This window comes from Streptomyces sp. NPDC028331, from assembly GCF_055565775.1.
On sequence record NZ_JBVHTR010000008.1, the window covers coordinates 249,394 to 265,197 of the forward strand.

The 15,804-nt window shown below is 71.5% G+C and carries 15 protein-coding genes; 3 read left to right on the forward strand and 12 right to left on the reverse strand.

Annotated features, from left to right (window positions below):
* Positions 1-116: 116 nt before the first annotated feature.
* The 8 genes from ACZ4SW_RS14925 to ACZ4SW_RS14960 all read right to left on the reverse strand — a co-directional run bounded on the left by ACZ4SW_RS14925 (position 117) and on the right by ACZ4SW_RS14960 (position 8,930).
* Positions 117-1,091 carry an N-acetylglucosamine kinase gene (locus ACZ4SW_RS14925; protein WP_468242494.1) on the reverse strand — a complete coding sequence of 325 codons (975 nt, stop codon included), beginning with the start codon at positions 1,089-1,091 and terminating at the stop codon, positions 117-119.
* Entirely contained in the window at positions 1,082-2,347 is a 1,266-nt protein-coding gene (locus ACZ4SW_RS14930; protein WP_468242497.1) for a 6-phospho-beta-glucosidase, read from the reverse strand. The genes ACZ4SW_RS14925 and ACZ4SW_RS14930 overlap by 10 nt, the downstream gene beginning before the upstream one ends.
* Before the next feature lie 9 nt (positions 2,348-2,356).
* Positions 2,357-3,250, reverse strand: coding sequence for a carbohydrate ABC transporter permease (locus ACZ4SW_RS14935; protein ID WP_468242499.1), 894 nt, complete (start codon positions 3,248-3,250; stop codon positions 2,357-2,359).
* A gap of 2 nt (positions 3,251-3,252) precedes the next feature.
* Positions 3,253-4,194 carry a carbohydrate ABC transporter permease gene (locus ACZ4SW_RS14940; protein ID WP_468242501.1) on the reverse strand — a complete coding sequence of 314 codons (942 nt, stop codon included), beginning with the start codon at positions 4,192-4,194 and terminating at the stop codon, positions 3,253-3,255.
* A gap of 2 nt (positions 4,195-4,196) precedes the next feature.
* Entirely contained in the window at positions 4,197-5,525 is a 1,329-nt protein-coding gene (locus ACZ4SW_RS14945) for an ABC transporter substrate-binding protein (protein WP_468242504.1), read from the reverse strand.
* 87 nt (positions 5,526-5,612) lie between these two features.
* Positions 5,613-6,824, reverse strand: coding sequence for an ROK family transcriptional regulator (locus tag ACZ4SW_RS14950; protein ID WP_468242506.1), 1,212 nt, complete (start codon positions 6,822-6,824; stop codon positions 5,613-5,615).
* 180 nt (positions 6,825-7,004) lie between these two features.
* Positions 7,005-7,628, reverse strand: coding sequence for a Uma2 family endonuclease (locus ACZ4SW_RS14955; protein ID WP_468242508.1), 624 nt, complete (start codon positions 7,626-7,628; stop codon positions 7,005-7,007).
* A gap of 210 nt (positions 7,629-7,838) precedes the next feature.
* Positions 7,839-8,930, reverse strand: coding sequence for a mechanosensitive ion channel family protein (locus ACZ4SW_RS14960; protein ID WP_468242510.1), 1,092 nt, complete (start codon positions 8,928-8,930; stop codon positions 7,839-7,841).
* A 322-nt stretch (positions 8,931-9,252) separates the two neighbouring features.
* Between ACZ4SW_RS14960 and ACZ4SW_RS14965 the strand changes: the two genes are divergently transcribed.
* Positions 9,253-9,789 carry an HNH endonuclease gene (locus ACZ4SW_RS14965; protein WP_103845270.1) on the forward strand — a complete coding sequence of 179 codons (537 nt, stop codon included), beginning with the start codon at positions 9,253-9,255 and terminating at the stop codon, positions 9,787-9,789.
* Between the two features lie 91 nt (positions 9,790-9,880).
* Here the strand turns inward: ACZ4SW_RS14965 and ACZ4SW_RS14970 are convergent, their stop codons facing one another.
* From ACZ4SW_RS14970 to ACZ4SW_RS14985, 4 genes are all read right to left on the reverse strand, one after another.
* On the reverse strand, positions 9,881-10,618 hold the full coding sequence (locus tag ACZ4SW_RS14970) for an ATP-binding cassette domain-containing protein (RefSeq protein WP_468242512.1): 738 nt from the start codon (positions 10,616-10,618) through the stop codon (positions 9,881-9,883).
* The gene (locus ACZ4SW_RS14975) at positions 10,615-11,202 is read right to left on the reverse strand and encodes a hypothetical protein (protein ID WP_468242515.1); all 588 of its coding nucleotides are present in this window, start codon (positions 11,200-11,202) and stop codon (positions 10,615-10,617) included. The genes ACZ4SW_RS14970 and ACZ4SW_RS14975 overlap by 4 nt, the downstream gene beginning before the upstream one ends.
* Positions 11,199-12,512, reverse strand: coding sequence for a DUF7224 domain-containing protein (locus ACZ4SW_RS14980; protein ID WP_468242517.1), 1,314 nt, complete (start codon positions 12,510-12,512; stop codon positions 11,199-11,201). Before ACZ4SW_RS14980 ends, ACZ4SW_RS14975 begins: the two co-directional genes overlap by 4 nt.
* A gap of 98 nt (positions 12,513-12,610) precedes the next feature.
* A complete protein-coding gene (locus ACZ4SW_RS14985; protein ID WP_468242520.1) occupies positions 12,611-13,045 on the reverse strand; it encodes a hypothetical protein in 435 nt (144 codons plus the stop codon).
* A 295-nt stretch (positions 13,046-13,340) separates the two neighbouring features.
* On the opposite strand from ACZ4SW_RS14985, the gene ACZ4SW_RS14990 reads away from it, so the two are divergent.
* Complete coding sequence (locus tag ACZ4SW_RS14990; protein WP_468242522.1) at positions 13,341-13,583, forward strand: hypothetical protein; 243 nt, start codon at positions 13,341-13,343, stop codon at positions 13,581-13,583.
* A complete protein-coding gene (malQ, locus tag ACZ4SW_RS14995) occupies positions 13,584-15,659 on the forward strand; it encodes a 4-alpha-glucanotransferase (RefSeq protein ID WP_468242524.1) in 2,076 nt (691 codons plus the stop codon).
* The last annotated feature ends 145 nt before the right edge of the window (positions 15,660-15,804 follow it).

Sequence of the window (15,804 nt, forward strand, 5' to 3'; positions counted from 1 at the left end):
TTGTCCCCCCCCTATTAGGGAAGAGCGGGGGGGAAGCACCCCCCCCCCGCTCCCGAAAACCCCCCACCCCCCCCCCCCCCTGCTCCCCCCCCCCCCCCCCCCCCCCGGGCCGTGCGCTACGCCCCCTCGTAGTAGCCCCGTACCCGTTCCTGGGCCTGCCTCGGGGCGTTCTCGTGGTCCAGTCCCAGGAGTGCCGCTCCCAGGACCGGGCGGGCCGTGACGACCTGGGGGACCGCCTTCGGGGCCTTCGACGCCAGCAGGTCCCTCACGGCGTCGTCCAGTTGCGGGCGGCCCGCCGCCAGGACGCTGCCGCCCAGTACGACCGGGGTCTCCTCCTCCAGGAGGTCCAGCCGCCTCAGCGCCACCGTCGCCATCGCGACGACCTCCTCCGCCAACCGGTCCACGATCGCCCGGGCCACCGGGTCTCCCTCCTCGGCCGTCGTGAACAGCACCGGGGTCAGCTCGTGGCGCCGGACGTGGGCGATGTGCCCCAGGTGCAGCGCCTCGATGAGTCCGTACATCGAGGTGAGGCCGAAGTGCGCCGGCAGTGTGCGTGCCAGGGCGGTGGGGCCGCCGCGGCCGTCCTCCGCGCGCGCCGCCCACCACAGGGCCTCCTCCGCCAGGCCCCAGCCGCCGCCCCAGTCACCGGAGATGCGGCCGAGCGCGGGGAAGCGGGCGGTGCGGCCGTCGGGGCGCATGCCGACGCAGTTGATGCCGGCCCCGCAGACCACGGCGACGCCTCTGGGTTCGGCCACCCCGGCCCGGAGGATCGCGAAGGTGTCGTTGCGCACCTCCACCGTCGTGCCCCACGCGCGCGCGTGCAACGCGGCGGCGAGCTGCTCCTCCTCCACCGGCAGGTCGGCGTTGGCCAGACAGGCCGAGACATGGGCGACCGAGGCGACCCCGGCCGCCGCGCAGGCCCGCTCGACGACTTCGGCCAGAGCGTCCACCGCCGTCTCCACGCCCACGGACGGCGGCCGGAACCCCCCGCCCCGCGCGGTGCCGAGGACCTCGCCGTCGGCGGCCACCACGGCGACGTCGGTCTTGCTGTTGCCCGCGTCGATGGCGAGAACACTTGCGGTCAGGCCCACGCGAGGTGCTCCCGGTTGTGCGCGATCAGTCGGTCGGTGAGGGCGTCGGCGTAGTCGTACTGGCCGATCAGGGGGTGGGCGAGCAGGGCGCGGAAGACGCGGTCCCGGCCGCCGCGCAGGGCGGCGTCCAGGGCCAGCTCCTCGTACGCCGTCACGTTCGCCATCAGGCCCGCGTACAGCGGGTCCACGGCCGGTACGGGCAGCGGGGTCGGTCCGTGCGGTCCGACGGCCGCCTGCACCTCGATCACCGCGTCGTCCGGCAGGAAGGGCAGCGTGCCGTGGTTGTACGCGTTGACCACCTGGTACGGCGACCCGGACCCGCCCAGCAGCGCCGCCGCGAGGTCGACCGCCGCCTCCGAGTAGTAGGCGCCGCCCCGCCGGGCGAGCAGTTCCGGCTTCTCATCGAGCGCCGGGTCGCCGTACAACTGCAGCAACTCCCGCTCCATGGCGGCGACCTCGGCGGCGCGCGACGGCTTCGTCCTCAGCTCCCGTACGACCTCGTCGTGCGCGTAGTAGTAGCGCAGGTAGTAGGAGGGGACCACGCCGAGCCGGTCCACGAGGGTCCGGGGCAGGCGCAGATCGGCGGCGATCGCCTCGCCGTGCCCGGTGAGCAGCTTGGGCAGCACGTCCTCGCCCTCGGGCCCGCCCAGGCGCACACCGGTCTCCCAGGTGAGATGGTTCAGCCCCACATGGTCCAGGTGCACATCGGCGGGTGTGACCCCGAGCAGCGCGGCGAACTTCCGCTGGAAGCCGATCGCCACGTTGCACAGCCCGACCGCCCGGTGGCCCTCCTTCAGCAGGGCGCGGGTGACGATGCCGACCGGGTTGGTGAAGTCGATGATCCAGGCGTCCGGGTTGGCGCGGCGGACCCGTTCGGCGATGTCCAGGACCACCGGCACGGTGCGCAGCGCCTTGGCGAGGCCGCCCGCACCGGTCGTCTCCTGGCCGACACAGCCGCACTCCAGCGGCCAGGTCTCGTCCTGCTCGCGCGCGGCCTGTCCGCCGACGCGCAGTTGGAGCAGCACGGCGTCGGCTCCCTGGACCGCCTCGTCCAGGTCGGCGGTCGTGACGACGCGTCCGGGGTGGCCCTGCTTGGCGAAGATCCGCCGGGCCAGTCCGCCCACCAGCTCCAGGCGTTCGGCGGCCGGGTCGAGGAGGACCAGCTCCTCGACCGGCAGCGTGTCCCGCAGCCGCGCGAATCCGTCGATCAGTTCAGGCGTGTAGGTCGACCCTCCGCCGACCACGGTGAGTTTCATTGCGGCTGACTAACCCTTCACTCCGGTGAGCGTGACACCCTCGACGAACGCCCGCTGGGCGAAGAAGAACACGAGGATCACGGGGGCCATGACCAGCACGGTCGCGGCCATGGTCAGGTTCCAGTCGGTGTGGTGCGCGCCCTTGAACGACTCCAGGCCGTAACTCAGCGTCCAGGCGCCGGGGTTCTCGGAGGCGTAGATCTGCGGTCCGAAGTAGTCGTTCCAGGCGTAGAAGAACTGGAAGAGCGCGACGGCGGCGATGCCGGGCCGGGCCATGGGCAGCACGACCTTCAGCAGGGTCCGCAGATCACCGCAGCCGTCGACCTTCGCCGCGTCCACGTACTCGTTGGGGATGGTCATCAGGAACTGGCGCAGCAGGAAGATGGAGAACGCGTCGCCGAACGCCATCGGGATGATCAGCGGCCACAGCGTGCCCGCCAGATCGAGCTGCTTCGCCCAGAACAGGTACATCGGGATGATGATCACCTGCGGCGGCAGCATCATCATCGAGACCACCAGCATGAGGGACAGGTTGCGGCCCCGGAATCGGAACTTGGCGAGCGCGTACGCCACCGGCACGGAGGACACGACGGTCAGGACGGTGCCGAGTCCGGCGTAGACCAGCGTGTTCTTCCACCAGGTGAGGAAGCCGGGTGTGTGGAAGACCTTCCGGTAGTTGCCCCACTCCCAGGTGTGCGGGATCAGGTCCCGGCTGAGCGCCTGGCTGTCGCTCATCAGCGAGGTCAGGAACACGAACACGAACGGCAGGGTGAAGAACAGGGCGGCGGCGATGCCGAGGGAGTGGACCGCGACCCACTCCAGGGCGGCCCTGCGGCGGGCGCTGCGTGCGGCCGGCGAGACGGGCGCGCGCACCTGAACCGGCTTGTCGAGTACTTGGGTCATGGTCAGTCACCTGCCAGGTTCAGGCCGCCCCGGCGCCGCATCAGGAACGCGGTGAACACCATGGACAGGGCGAACAGCACGAGCGCGACCACACAGGCGGAGCCGTAGTCGAAGCGCTGGAAGCCTAGGTTGTAGACGAGCTGGGGCAGGGTGAGCGTGGACTTCTCGGGGTAGCCCGGCTCGAACTGCGTCCCGGCGCCCTGGATGACGCCGGAGGCGACCTTCCCGGCGATCAGGGGCTGTGTGTAGTACTGCATGGTCTGGATCACTCCGGTGACCACCGCGAACATCACGATCGGCGAGATGTTCGGCAGCGTCACGTACCGGAAGCGCTGCCAGGCCGACGCGCCGTCCAGTTCCGCCGCCTCGTACTGCTCCTGCGGCACGTCCAGCAACGCGGCCATGAAGATGACCATCAGGTCGCCGATGCCCCACAGGGCCAGCAGGGTGAGGGCGGGCTTGGACCAGGAGGGGTCGTTGAACCAGCCCGGCGCCGGGATGCCGATCTTCCCGAGGATCGAGTTGACCGGGCCCGTACCGGGGTTGAGGAGGAAGGCGAAGGCCATGGTCGCGGCGACGGGCGGGGCGAGGTAGGGCAGGTAGAACAGGGTGCGGAAGACGCCCGTACCCGTCTTGATCTTCGTGATCAGCAGCCCGACGCCGAGCCCGAACAGGACCCGGAGGCTGACCATGACGACGACCAGCCACAGGGTGTTGCGCAACGCCGGCCAGAAGTAGGGGTAGTGCTCGAAGACGTACGTCCAGTTCTTCGCCCCGCTCCACACCGGCGCCCGGAAGCCGTCGTAGTGCATGAACGAGAAGTAGACCGTCGAGATCAGCGGGTACGCGAAGAAGACCGCGAAGCCGATCAGCCAGGGCGACATGAAGGCGGCCGTCCGAAGCGCCGCCCTGCGGCGCTTGGAGGCGAGGGTGATCGTGCTCATCGCTACTTCGCCTGCGCGATGTCCGTGTCGATCTGCTGGGCGGTCTTGCGCAGAGCGGCCTTCAGGTCGGTGACCTTGCCGCTCTCGTAGTCGTATCCGAGCTCCTGGATCGTCGTGAGGTACACGCCGCCGTTGACCGAGGCGGGCGTGGTCGTGGAATTCGGGTTCGCGGCGATGTCCAGGAACGTCTTGAAGCGCGGGTCGTACTTCAGCTTCGGGGACTTCAGGGCCGCCAGGGTGGAGGGCACGTTGTGGATGGCGTTGGAGAAGTCCACCACCGCGTCCGTGTCGGTGGTCATGTACTTCACCAGCTCCCAGGCCGCGTTCTGCTTGGTGCTGGTGGCGGCGATGCCGGCGATCGTGCCGGTGATGTAGCCCTTGCCGTACTGGGAGGCCTGGTTGTCGGGGACGGGCAGCGGGGCGACCCCGATGTCGAAGTTCGGCTTGGCGTCCAGGGCCATGCCCAGGCGCCACTCGCCGTCGAGCTGCATGGCGACCTGGCCGGTGTGGAAGGGGTGCTTGGGACCCCATTCGTCGCCGAGCTTCGAGCGGTACTTCTCCAGCTTCTGGAAACCGCCCAGTTCGTCGACCAGCTTCTTCTGCAGCGTGAAGCCGGCCTCGAACGCCGGGTCCTTGGCCAGGTTCGACTTGCCGTTCTTGTCGAAGTAGGTGGGGGAGAACTGCGCGAAGTAGTGCTCGGTCGTGGTCTCCCAGCCGTGGTAGTCCGGCATGAATCCGAGCTGCTTGAATCCGTCCCCGTCCGGGATCGTCAGCTTCTTCGCGTCGGTCTCGAACTCGGACCACGTCCTGGGCGGGGCCGTGATGCCGGCCTTCTCGAACGCCGTCTTGTTGTAGTAGAGCCCGTAGGCGTCGCCCAGCAGCGGCACCGTGCAGCGGTCGCCGTCGAACCGGGTGTACTCGTTCATCGCCTTCGGGAACGTCGTGGCCGGGTCGATGCCCGCCTTCTTGAAGAAGGGGTTCAGGTCGACCAGGGCGCCCGAGGAGCAGAACTTGCCGACGTTGTTCGTGGTGAAGGACGAGATGACGTCGGGGGCCTTGTCGCCGCCGGTGCGCAGCGCCTGGTTGATCTTGTCGTCGGTCATGTTGGCGACGACGTTGACGTGGATGTTGGGGTGCGCCTTCTCGAAGCCGGCGACCAGTGCGTTCACGGCCTTCGTCTCGTTCGGCGCGCTCCAGGCGTGCCAGAAGTTGATGGTGGTCTCCTTGGACGCGTCGTCACTCGCGCCGGAGGACTGGCCGGTACAGGCGGTGGTGAGGAGAGCGACCGAGGCGGCCAGGGCAAAGGCGACTTTTCGGGCTGTTTCGGGCATGACGGGGTCTCCCTGGGACGGGCGGGGGTGTGGTTCGACCGGAGCGGGTGCCGGGGCGGGGTGGAACCGGGGTGGGGACCCGGGGCTTCAGCGCGAGGTGTCGAAGACCTCGTCGCGGGTGGCGGCGAGGGCGCTCTCCAGCGCACCGCGCAGCACGGGGTGTTCGCGTACGTCGCCGACGACGAGCCGCGGCCGGGATGCGGCCAGCTCCTCCAGTTCGGCCTGGAGCAGGGCCCGCAGCGGCTCGCCCCCGGCGGTGAGGGAGGCGCCGCTGAGGACGACGAGTTCGGGGTCGAGCACGGAGACGAGCGCGGCCAGACCGGTGGCGAGCCGGGTCGCGTACGTCTCCAGCAGGCGCCGGTGGGGGCCGGTGGCGCTGTCGGCGGCCCGGGCGACGAGGGCGGCGGCGACCTCGGCGTACGGGCCGGTGGGCAGGTCCTCGATGCCGAGTTCGCGGGCGAGCTCCGGGATGGCCTGGGAACCGGCCAGTGCCTGGTAGCCGCCGCTGTTGGCCTTGGTCACCTGGCGGACCAGGGGGGCGCCGGGCACCGGCAGGAAGCCGACCTCGCCGGCGCCGCCGGTCCAGCCGCGGTGCAGCCGGCCGCCGAGGACCAGGGCGGCGCCGAGACCGCCCTCGTTCCACAGCAGCACGAAGTCGTCGTGGCCGCTGGCCGCGCCCAGGCGCTGCTCGGCGAGGGCGACGAGGTTGACGTCGTTCTCGTACTCGACCGGCATCGGCAGGGCGGCGGCGAGTTCCTCCAGCAGCGTGGGGGAGTGCCAGCCGGGCAGGTGGGAGGCGTAGCGCAGGCGACCGGTGTTGGGGTCGAAGGCGCCGGGGGTGCCGATGACGACCCGGTGAACGTCCGGGACGGCGAGCCCGGCGGCCTTCACGGCGCCCTCGAGGGCGTCGGTCACCTGCCGTACGACGGGCTGGGCCGGGCGGCGGCCGGGGGTGGGCAGTTCGTACTCGCCGACCGTCCGGCCGGTGATGTCGGCGACGGCGGCGAGGATGCGCTCGGGGGTGACGTCCAGGCCGGCGACATGGGCGGCGGCCGGGTTGACCACGTAGAGCTGGGCGTTGGGACCCGGGCGGCCCTCGGTGGTGCCGGTCATCAGGACCAGGCCGGCGGCTTCGAGGCGGGCGAGCAACTGGGAGGCGGTGGGCTTCGACAGGCCGGTGAGCTTGCCGATGCGGGTGCGGCTGAGCGGGCCGTGCTCCAGGAGCAGGTCCAGGGCGGCGCGGTCGTTCATGGCGCGCAGCACCCGGGGGGTGCCCGGCGTACCGGCGGATCCTGCCATGCGTGTCGCCACCTGCCTTTCAACGGCCCAGCTTCTCAGTGAGGGCGCGGGGAAGTCCACCGAGCGATCGCCGTGCGGCGCGATCTGTTAGGAAGGTTTCCTATCGATGGCAGGAAGGTAGGCGGAACCGCCGGAGGCGTCAATACCGGCCACCGGCCGGCGACCGAGTCGTTACCCGGGTCAGCTCTCCAGGAACGGAGTGGTGTCCAGGGTGGGGTAGGGCGCCGGGAGGGGGAGGGGCTCGCCCAGGTGGATCTTGGACTCGGTGCCGTAATAGGCGGTCGTGGGGTCTTCGCTGGGCAGGATCGGCTCGGTGTAGCAGTGCGCCGTGCGCGTGTGGCGGTTGATCAGTACGTAGACGGGGACGCCGGCGGCGGCATAGGTGCGCAGCTTGGGGCCTGTGTCCGTCTCGTGGTTCATGGAGGTGACCTCGCCGATCAGGGCGAGCATGTCGATGGGATACCAGCCCTTGTGTGCCTTGTAGTACGCCTTGTCGAGTTCGGATGCTCTGCGGCGGCGCACGCAGAAGTCGGGGATCACCAGGGCCATGGTGCTTCCGTCCTTGTGGGCGGCGCGGTAGCCGCTGTTGAAGCCGGCCAGGTGGATCCCGGCAACACGGAGTTGGTAGTACAACTCCGCGGCACCGTGGTTGTGAGTTTCATCCGGTTGCGGCGGCACGACGGCCATCCCCTCGACGTACTCGGGTCGAATCGGCGCATGAGACGCCTCCTCGATCACGATCAGCAGATCGATGGGGTCCTGCTCTGGCTCCATGGCCTGCTCCGGGATGGGTGCGGCGATCATCGCTGGATCTCCTCGTCGCGTTGCTGCCAGGCTACGCCCACGCTGGGTGCCCCGGCAGGAGCATGCGCGAGCCGATCGGGTCACTGACCTGCAAAAACGTTCCCGTTCACTCGAACGAGCGTGCTGAACCGTTCCGCCCTCCCCGCGCACACGAAGAAGCGGCGCCCGGAACATCCGGGCGCCGCTTCCCTCACATGACCGTTCGACTCGCTACTTCGCCGCCGGACGCGGCGGCGGGATCGGGGACGCCGCCTCCGACTGCGGGGAGTCGGGGTTCGCGTGGGCGGACGGCGGGGCCACCGGTGCCGTGGGGTCGGCGTCCTCCTCTGTGAGGGTGGTGGGCGTGCCCCCCACGATGCGGATGTCCGCCTCGTCGAAGGCGCGCTTGACCCGCCAGCGCAGCTCGCGCTCCACCGCCTGCGCCTTGCCCGGCATGGTCTTCGCCGAGAGGCGGACCACCATCGAGTCGATCAGCACGCTGTCCAGTCCGAGCACCTCGACCGGGCCCCAGAGGATCTCGTTCCAGGGCTCCTCCTTGCTCATCCGCTCGGCCACCGTGTCCAGGACCGCCTTCACCCGGTCCAGGTTCTCGCTCGCCCGGACGGTCACGTCCACCCCGGCCGTCGCCCAGCCCTGGGAGAGGTTGCCGATCCGCTTGACCTCGCCGTTGCGGACGTACCAGATCTCGCCGTCGGCGCCGCGCAGCTTCGTCACGCGCAGGCCGACCTCGATCACCTCGCCCGAGGCCACGCCCGCGTCGATGGTGTCGCCGACGCCGTACTGGTCCTCCAGGATCATGAACACGCCGGACAGGAAGTCCGTGACCAGGTTGCGGGCGCCGAAACCGACCGCCACACCGGCGACACCGGCCGAGGCCAGCAGCGGGGCCAGGTTGATCTGGAAGGTCGACAGCACCATCAGCGCCGCGGTGCCCATGATCAGGAAGCTCGCCACCGAGCGCAGCACCGACCCGATGGCCGCCGCCCGCTGCCGACGGCGCTCGGCGTTGACCAGCAGGCCGCCCAGCGCCGTGCTGCTCGTCCCCTCGGCGGGGCGGTTCATCCGCTCGATGAGCTGGGTGATCGCGCGCCGTACCGCCACTCTCAGCACGGCCGCGACGACCAGGATCAGGATGACCCTGAGTCCTATCGCGAGCCACGTGGACCAGTTCTGCTCGACCCAGCTCGCGGCTTGGTTCGCGCTCTGCTGGGCGTCCTGGAACGTGGGCACCGCCGGAGCCGTCGACTGCGTGGGGGACGGAGTCGGTGTGGCGCCGGCGGCCAGTAGGGCGGGCAGGGACACGGCGGGTTACCTCCAGTGCGTCTGCCTCCGGCGGAGCGGTCAAGGGCATAGAGGTCACGGAAAGGTCACCGGACGGCAGGAGCACCACACTAACGGGGCATCGTGTGGGGATCATGACGATGTTCCGTGGAGAGACCGTGTCACCTGGGGGTTCACCAGGTGAAGCAGGGGGGCGCGCGGCGGGCGGCGCACCGGGTGTGGTCGAAAACACTCCCAGCCCGTTACCGGGACATGGTGGCGCTTCCACCAGGCATGAGGGGAGACTGGCTCTCAGATCGTCCCGGCGCGAGCCACGCGCCGCCGGCGTACAAGGAGGGCATCCGTGCCGCACGTCCTGGTCCTCAACGCGTCGTACGAGCCGCTCGGCGTCGTACCGCTCCGCCGCGCGCTCATCCTCGTCCTCGAGAACAAGGCCGTCTGCCTCGAGGAGTCCGGCGCCTACATGCACAGCGCGACCGTCACTGTCCCCGCACCCAGCGTGGTCCGGCTGAAGCGATTCGTACGGGTGCCCTACCGGGGGCCCGTTCCTCTCACCCGTCGTGCGCTCTTCGCCCGCGACGGCGGCCGGTGCATGTACTGCGGTGGCGTCGCAACCAGCGTCGACCACGTCATCCCGCGCAGCCGCGGTGGTCAGCACGTCTGGGACAACGTGGTGGCCTCGTGCCGCCGCTGCAACCACGTCAAGGCCGACCGCCACCTCGTCGAGCTGGGCTGGCGGCTGCGCCACAAACCCGCCCCACCCACCGGCCTGGCCTGGCGCATCATCGGCACCGGCCATAGGGACCCGCGCTGGCTGCCATACCTGCAGCCGTACGGCGCGGACGACGCCTTGGCCCGGATCGACGGCATCTCAGCCTGACGATCCGGGCCTTCGTGTTCCCCGAGGCCGGCCGGCGCTCACATGCCGTCGGCCGCCCCGGGGTGTCCCGGCCGGGCCCTGACGACAGGGCCTACGGCTCCGCGTGGCCGAGCAGAGCGGTGTACGCCCCCTCAGCGGCCCGCCCCTGCGGGACATGGGCCGGCGTGTGGGCGAGGAAGGACTCGGTCGTGCCGGAGTGCAGGATCCGGCCGGCCTCCAGAACGGTGACGTGGTCGGCCTCCTCGGCGAGGTCCGCGACGTCGTGCGTGGACATGAGCACGCGCACGTCCTCCCGCAAACCGGCCAGGATGTCCCGGAAGACCCGGCGCTGACGCGGGTCCATGCCGGCCGTCGGCTCGTCCAGCAGGAGCACCCTGGCGTCGTGCACCAGGGCGGCGGCCACCCCCACCCTGCGGAGCTGGCCGCCGGAGAGGCGGGTGGTGCGCTCGTCCGCCTTGTCGGACAGCTCCACGCGCTGCAGCGCCCGGCGCGCCTGGGACCAGGCGTCGCCGCGGTTCATCCCCTTGAGCCAGCCGATGTAGGCGACGTACTCCCGTGCCGTCAGAGAAGCGAGGGGGGTGATGGTCTGGGGCATCCAGGCCACGGCCTTGCGGAACTCCTTGCTTCCGGCGCGCAGCCGGCCGAAGGAGACCGAACCCGTCTCCGGGACGACGACGGACGCGGACATCTTCAGCAGAGTCGACTTCCCGGCGCCGTTGGGGCCGAGCAGGATGGTGAGGCCGCCGGGCAGTTCGTAGCTGAAGTCGCTGAGCACGGGCCTCTTGCGCCGTCCGTAGGAGTAGGTGCAATCGGCGAGTACCAGGGTCATGGCTGATTCCTTGGAGAGCGGAGCTGGGCGGCGATGCCGGCGGCGAGGGCGAGGGCGGCGGCGATCGCGGCGTGCGGAGCGCCGAGCGGTTCGGGGACGATCGCCCAGAAGTACGGGTCCGTGAAGGTGCGGTAGCCCACCAGGACGACGGCCATGACCCAGGCGACGGGCACCATGACGGCGGGCGTGCCGAACAGGGCGTGGAAACAGAGCATCAGGCCGGTGAGGAAGGCGGTGTTGCGGCCCACGGCCCAGGCGGCGGAGGAGCCCGTGAGGGCGCCGATCGCGAAGCCGACGAGCAACGAGGCCGCGACGACCGAGAGGACCAGCAGGGTGTCCAGCCGCCGGACCGGTCGGATCCCTGAGATCTCCGGTGCCGGGAGCCGCGAGTCCAGGCAGCGTGCCACCGCTGCGACCGGCACGATGGCGACGAAGGTCATCACCTGGGTCTGGGTGCCGCCCGAGAGGCTGATCGACGGCAGCAGGGCCGTCGTGTCCTGGAAGGCCAGCGTCAGTGCGGCGAGCCCCGCCAGGCTCGCGGGAAGCACCACATGGGCCTGGCGTGCCTTGAGCCACCAGATCATGCGCCCCCTCCGTTCCCGCCGTTCCCGGCCTTCGCGCATGCGGCGGCCAACTGCTCGCGGTACCAGCGGGTCTGCTCCGGCCCGGGCTTGCCGAGCACGGCCCGCACCTGTCGCTGGAGCGCGGAGCGCTGCTCGATACCGTAGAACGGGTCCTGCTCCAGGAGCCTCTCGAGCGTCTTCGACTCCCCGGTTCGCTCGGCCGCCCATCCGACCACGACCCGAGTCGTGGCGAGATCGGGTTGCCGGCAGGGGAAGACGATCGCCCTGCGCACGATCTGGTAGCGGACGGTTCCGCGCTCGGCGCCCTTGGACAGCCCCACCCGCCAGGTGCTCTCGGTCGAGGCCGGCTGGTCAGGTTCCTCGGCGAGCGTGTCGGTGACGAGCGCCGGAGGCGTCCGCGTGATGCCTGCCGCGGCCAAGTCCTTCAGGGCGCTCGCCACGTCGGTGCGTACGGTGTCCAGGTCGTCCGACGTCACCTCCGGCATGCAGACCCGAGGAGCCGTGCCCTTGCACGACATGGCGACTTGACCTTTGGCCAAGGGGGGGATGGGGCCCCAGTCACGGGCGATCCAGAAGGCGCTCACCGCACAGGCACCCGCGAGACAGACGGCGACTGCACCGCGCACCGGGGGCCGCCGCAGCGAGGACCAGGACGACCACAGGAGCGCCATCGCCAGTGCCAGACCGCAGGTCGGCAGGGCCTGGGCAAGCATCGAGATCCAGGTCGCGGCTTCGCCGAAGCCCAGGGTCGCGGGGTACTGGCCGCTGATCTGACGCCACCAGAAGGTGTCGAAGGTGACCGATGTCGCCACCAGCAGCCAGACCGCCACGGCCAGGAGGGGAGCCGCGAAGACGGGCTTCATCCGCAGTCCCACGGCGAAGCCGATCACCGAGTGCGCGACGCACACGAGCAACGCCATCAGCAGCGGCCGCAGGCTCACGAGGGTGGGTGTCGCGCCTTCCTGGGCGAAGGCCATGACCACCGGGAGGAGCAGCAGCAGCCAGGCCACCGCGATCACGGGCCCCAGCGCCTCGGCGGCTATCCGGTAGCGGGAGCGGGCCGGGGCGAGCTGCCAGACGGCGCCCTGAGTCAGACGTCCGCTCTCCCAGGCGCCCAGCGCGGAGGCCAGGGCGTAGGCGAACGGGTACATGGACGCCAGCGGGTAGGCGACCAGGGTCGGGGCGTAGGCATGGCTCGACGCGGAGATCGGGCCGGCGGTGACCTCGTAGTAGTAGAAGAGGGCCAGGGCGATCGCGACCGGGAAGGCCCACAAGGCGCTGCTGGCGCGCAGCCGCGTGCGAAGTCTCACGGATGTCCTCGGGTGGGGGGCGAGGGAGGGGACGAGGGAGGGGCGCCTTTCGAGTCGCGCTAGGGGAACGCCCCTCCCTCCTGGTGGGTGCCGGCCGCTCAGTCCGCCTGGGTGGTGTCGACGTAGACGGTGGCGACGTTCAGCAGGCAGCAGGAGCCGCCCTGGGCGATCTTGTCCGCCTCGAAGTAGAAGTCACCCGACGGCAGGCCGGTCCACTCGCCGTTGCTGGTGTAGCCCGAGCCCTTGAAGCAGTTCGTGAACGTCTTGCTGCCGTAGCTCGGGTCGGTCGCGAGCGGCTTGTCCTGCCACATCTTGACGACGACCTGGTCCGTGGTGCCGTACTGGGCGAAGCAGTTGGTGAACTGCACCTGCGAGTAGCTCTCGTCCGCCCAGCGGCGGGACTCGTTGCCGTCGGTCCAGCTGCTGATGTAGCTGGTCCAGTTCGCGGAGGCCGAGGGGGCGTTGATCAGGCCGAGGGAGGCCACGGCCGCGGCGGCCAGAGCGGCCCGGCGTATGGTGGTCGCGGAACGCATGTCTGTTACTCCTCAGGTTGCGGATCATGTGCTCCGGAGGCGGATGCGCCTCCGGCCCCTTCGCACCGGGCAGGGTTCGGAGGGGCCCTTAAAGATCACTTAACTTCTTCACCATGTCAACAACGTTTGTTTTCCTGGCTTTTACTTTTCCGCGGGGTGTCGGCCTCCCAGGACGGTGAGGCGGCAGTACGTTGTGACCAAACCCACGTTGTCCGCCCTCGTACGTCTGCGCACGCGCCCACTGGGTAGGCCTGCACTCACCCGCAGAATGTCGCACGACGACAAGGAGGCCCCCGTGGCCGCACCGGCACACCACCCGCTCCCGACCCTGTCCAAACGCGACGCGGAACCGTCCTCCGCCGACCCCCGAACCCGGATCGGCGTCCTCAGCGCGGAGGGCGCCCGCACCCACGCTCCGCTGACGAGCGAGCCGCCCCTGCCCGACGCTGAGCCCCTCACCAGCGAACCCCCGCTCGCCGACGTCGCCCCCCTGACCAGCGAGCCCCTGGCCGCCGGCCCGGACCCCATGGGGTACTAGGTGGCAACGGCGGACCCCGAGCGCGACGACACGCCCCTGGCCCGGCTCGCCGCGCTGCACGGCGTCGCCACCGCCTACCGCCCGTCCCCGGACCGTACGGTCACGGCCTCGGACACCGCGGTCACCGCCGCCCTCGCCGCGCTCGGCGTGGACGCGAGCACCCCGGACGCCGTACGCCAGGCCCTGGCCGCCCGCGAGAGGGAGCTGCGGGAGCGGCTGCTGCCCCCGACCGTGGTCGGCTGGGGCGGCGAGCCGCCCGCCGCGCTCGCCGCGCTCCCGGACGGCACCCGGGTACGCGTCGAGACCGAGCAGGGCGAGACGCGCCCCTCTGCCGAAGGCCTCCCGCCCGGCGTCCACACCCTGCACCTCACCACCCCCGACGGCCGCACCGCCGAAGCCCACCTCATCGCCGCCCCCGCCCGGCTGCCCGAGCCGCCGGGGCGCTCCTGCGGGCTGCTCGTCCAGCTCTACTCCCTGCTCTCGCGCCGCTCCTGGGGCATGGGCGACCTCGGCGACCTGGCCGAGCTGACCGCCTGGGCCGGACGTGCGCTCGGCGCCGGGTTCGTGCAGGTCAACCCGTTGCACGCGGCCGTACCCGGCACGCCCACCGACCCGTCCCCCTACCGCCCCTCCTCCCGCCGCTACCCGGACCCCGTGCACCTGCGCGTCGAGGACGTCCCCGAGTTCCCGTACGCCGAGGACCGCCCCCGCATCCGGGCACTGCTGGAGCGCGCCGCGCGGCTGCGCGCATCCGTCCTCGACAAGGGCGAGCTGATCGACCGCGACGCCGTGTGGGAACTCAAGCGCGAGGCGCTGGAACTCGTGCACGCCGTCCCGCTCGGGCCCGGGCGCCGCGCCGCCTACGCCGACTTCCTCGCCGAGCAGGGCCAGGAGCTGGAGGACCACGCCACCTGGTACGCGCTCGCCGAGCTCTACGGCTCCGACTGGCACACCTGGCCCAGCCGGCTGCGCGACCCCCGCTCCGCCGCGACCGGCCGCGCCCGTGCCGAGCTGATGGACCGCGTCGACTTCCACAGCCGGCTCGCCTGGCTCACCGACGTCCAGCTCGCCACCGCCCAGCGCACCGCCCGCGACGCCGGAATGCCGATCGGGCTGATCCACGACCTCGCGGTCGGCGTGCACCCGGGCGGCGCCGACGCCTGGGCCCAGCAGGAGTACCTGGCGTCCGGCATGTCCGTGGGCGCCCCGCCGGACGCCTTCAACCCGCGCGGCCAGGACTGGGGCCTGCCGCCCTGGCGCCCCGACCGGCTCGCCGCCTCCGGCTACGCCCCCTACCGCCGGCTGCTGCGCGCCCTGCTGCGGCACGCGGGCGCCCTGCGCATCGACCATGTGATGGGCCTGTTCCGGCTGTGGTGGGTGCCGCAGGGGCAGCCGCCCACGGAGGGCACCTACGTCCGCTACGACGCCGAGGCCATGCTCGCGGTCCTGGTGCTGGAGGCCTCGCGCGCCGGAGCACTGGTCATCGGCGAGGACCTGGGCACCGTGGAGCCCGGGGTGCGCGAGGCGCTGCACGAGCGCGGGGTACTCGGCACGTCCGTCCTGTGGTTCGAACGGGACTGGGAGGGCGACGGGCAGCCGCTGCCGCCCGAACGCTGGCGCGCCGACTGCCTGGCCACCGCCACCACCCACGACCTGCCGCCCACCGCCGCCCGGCTCAGCGGCGAGCACGTCGCCCTGCGCGACCGGCTCGGCCTGCTCACCCGTCCCCTGGCCGAGGAGCGCGCCGAAGCCGCCGCCGAGACCGGCCAGTGGCTCGCCCTGCTGTCCCGGCTCGGACTGCTCGACGGGGGCAGCGGCGGGAACTCGGCGGTGTCGGAGGAGAGGGAGATCCAGGCCGTCCACCGCTTCCTGCTGCGCACCCCCGCCCGGCTGGTCGGCGTCTGGCTGCCCGACGCGGTGGGCGACCGCCGCCCGCAGAACCTGCCGGGTACCTGGGACCAGTACCCGAACTGGCGCCTGCCGATCGCGGACGCGGAGGGGCGCCCGGTGACACTGGAGGACCTGGCGGCCTCGCCGCGGCTGCATGCGCTGATGGACGTGGTGCGGGGACGGTAGGCGCGGTGCGGCGGCCCGGGGGGGCGACGCCCCCTGGGGCCGGCCGGGCGGGGTACCCGGCGGCAGCGCCCCCGGCGGCCGGCAGCGCCCCGGTGGCCGGCAGGGCACCCGGCGGCCGGCAGGGCACCCGGCGGCCCGGTAGGGC

Excerpts from the sequence above, each read along its gene's own strand:
- ACZ4SW_RS14930 (WP_468242497.1), bottom strand. The coding sequence starts at position 2,347 with ATGAAACTCACCGTGGTCGGCGGAGGGTCGACCTACACGCCTGAACTG.
- ACZ4SW_RS14935 (WP_468242499.1), bottom strand. The coding sequence starts at position 3,250 with ATGACCCAAGTACTCGACAAGCCGGTTCAGGTGCGCGCGCCCGTCTCG.
- ACZ4SW_RS14940 (WP_468242501.1), bottom strand. The coding sequence starts at position 4,194 with ATGAGCACGATCACCCTCGCCTCCAAGCGCCGCAGGGCGGCGCTTCGG.
- ACZ4SW_RS14945 (WP_468242504.1), bottom strand. The coding sequence starts at position 5,525 with ATGCCCGAAACAGCCCGAAAAGTCGCCTTTGCCCTGGCCGCCTCGGTC.
- ACZ4SW_RS14950 (WP_468242506.1), bottom strand. The coding sequence starts at position 6,824 with ATGGCAGGATCCGCCGGTACGCCGGGCACCCCCCGGGTGCTGCGCGCC.
- ACZ4SW_RS14955 (WP_468242508.1), bottom strand. The coding sequence starts at position 7,628 with ATGATCGCCGCACCCATCCCGGAGCAGGCCATGGAGCCAGAGCAGGAC.
- ACZ4SW_RS14970 (WP_468242512.1), bottom strand. The coding sequence starts at position 10,618 with ATGACCCTGGTACTCGCCGATTGCACCTACTCCTACGGACGGCGCAAG.
- ACZ4SW_RS14975 (WP_468242515.1), bottom strand. The coding sequence starts at position 11,202 with ATGATCTGGTGGCTCAAGGCACGCCAGGCCCATGTGGTGCTTCCCGCG.
- ACZ4SW_RS14985 (WP_468242520.1), bottom strand. The coding sequence starts at position 13,045 with ATGCGTTCCGCGACCACCATACGCCGGGCCGCTCTGGCCGCCGCGGCC.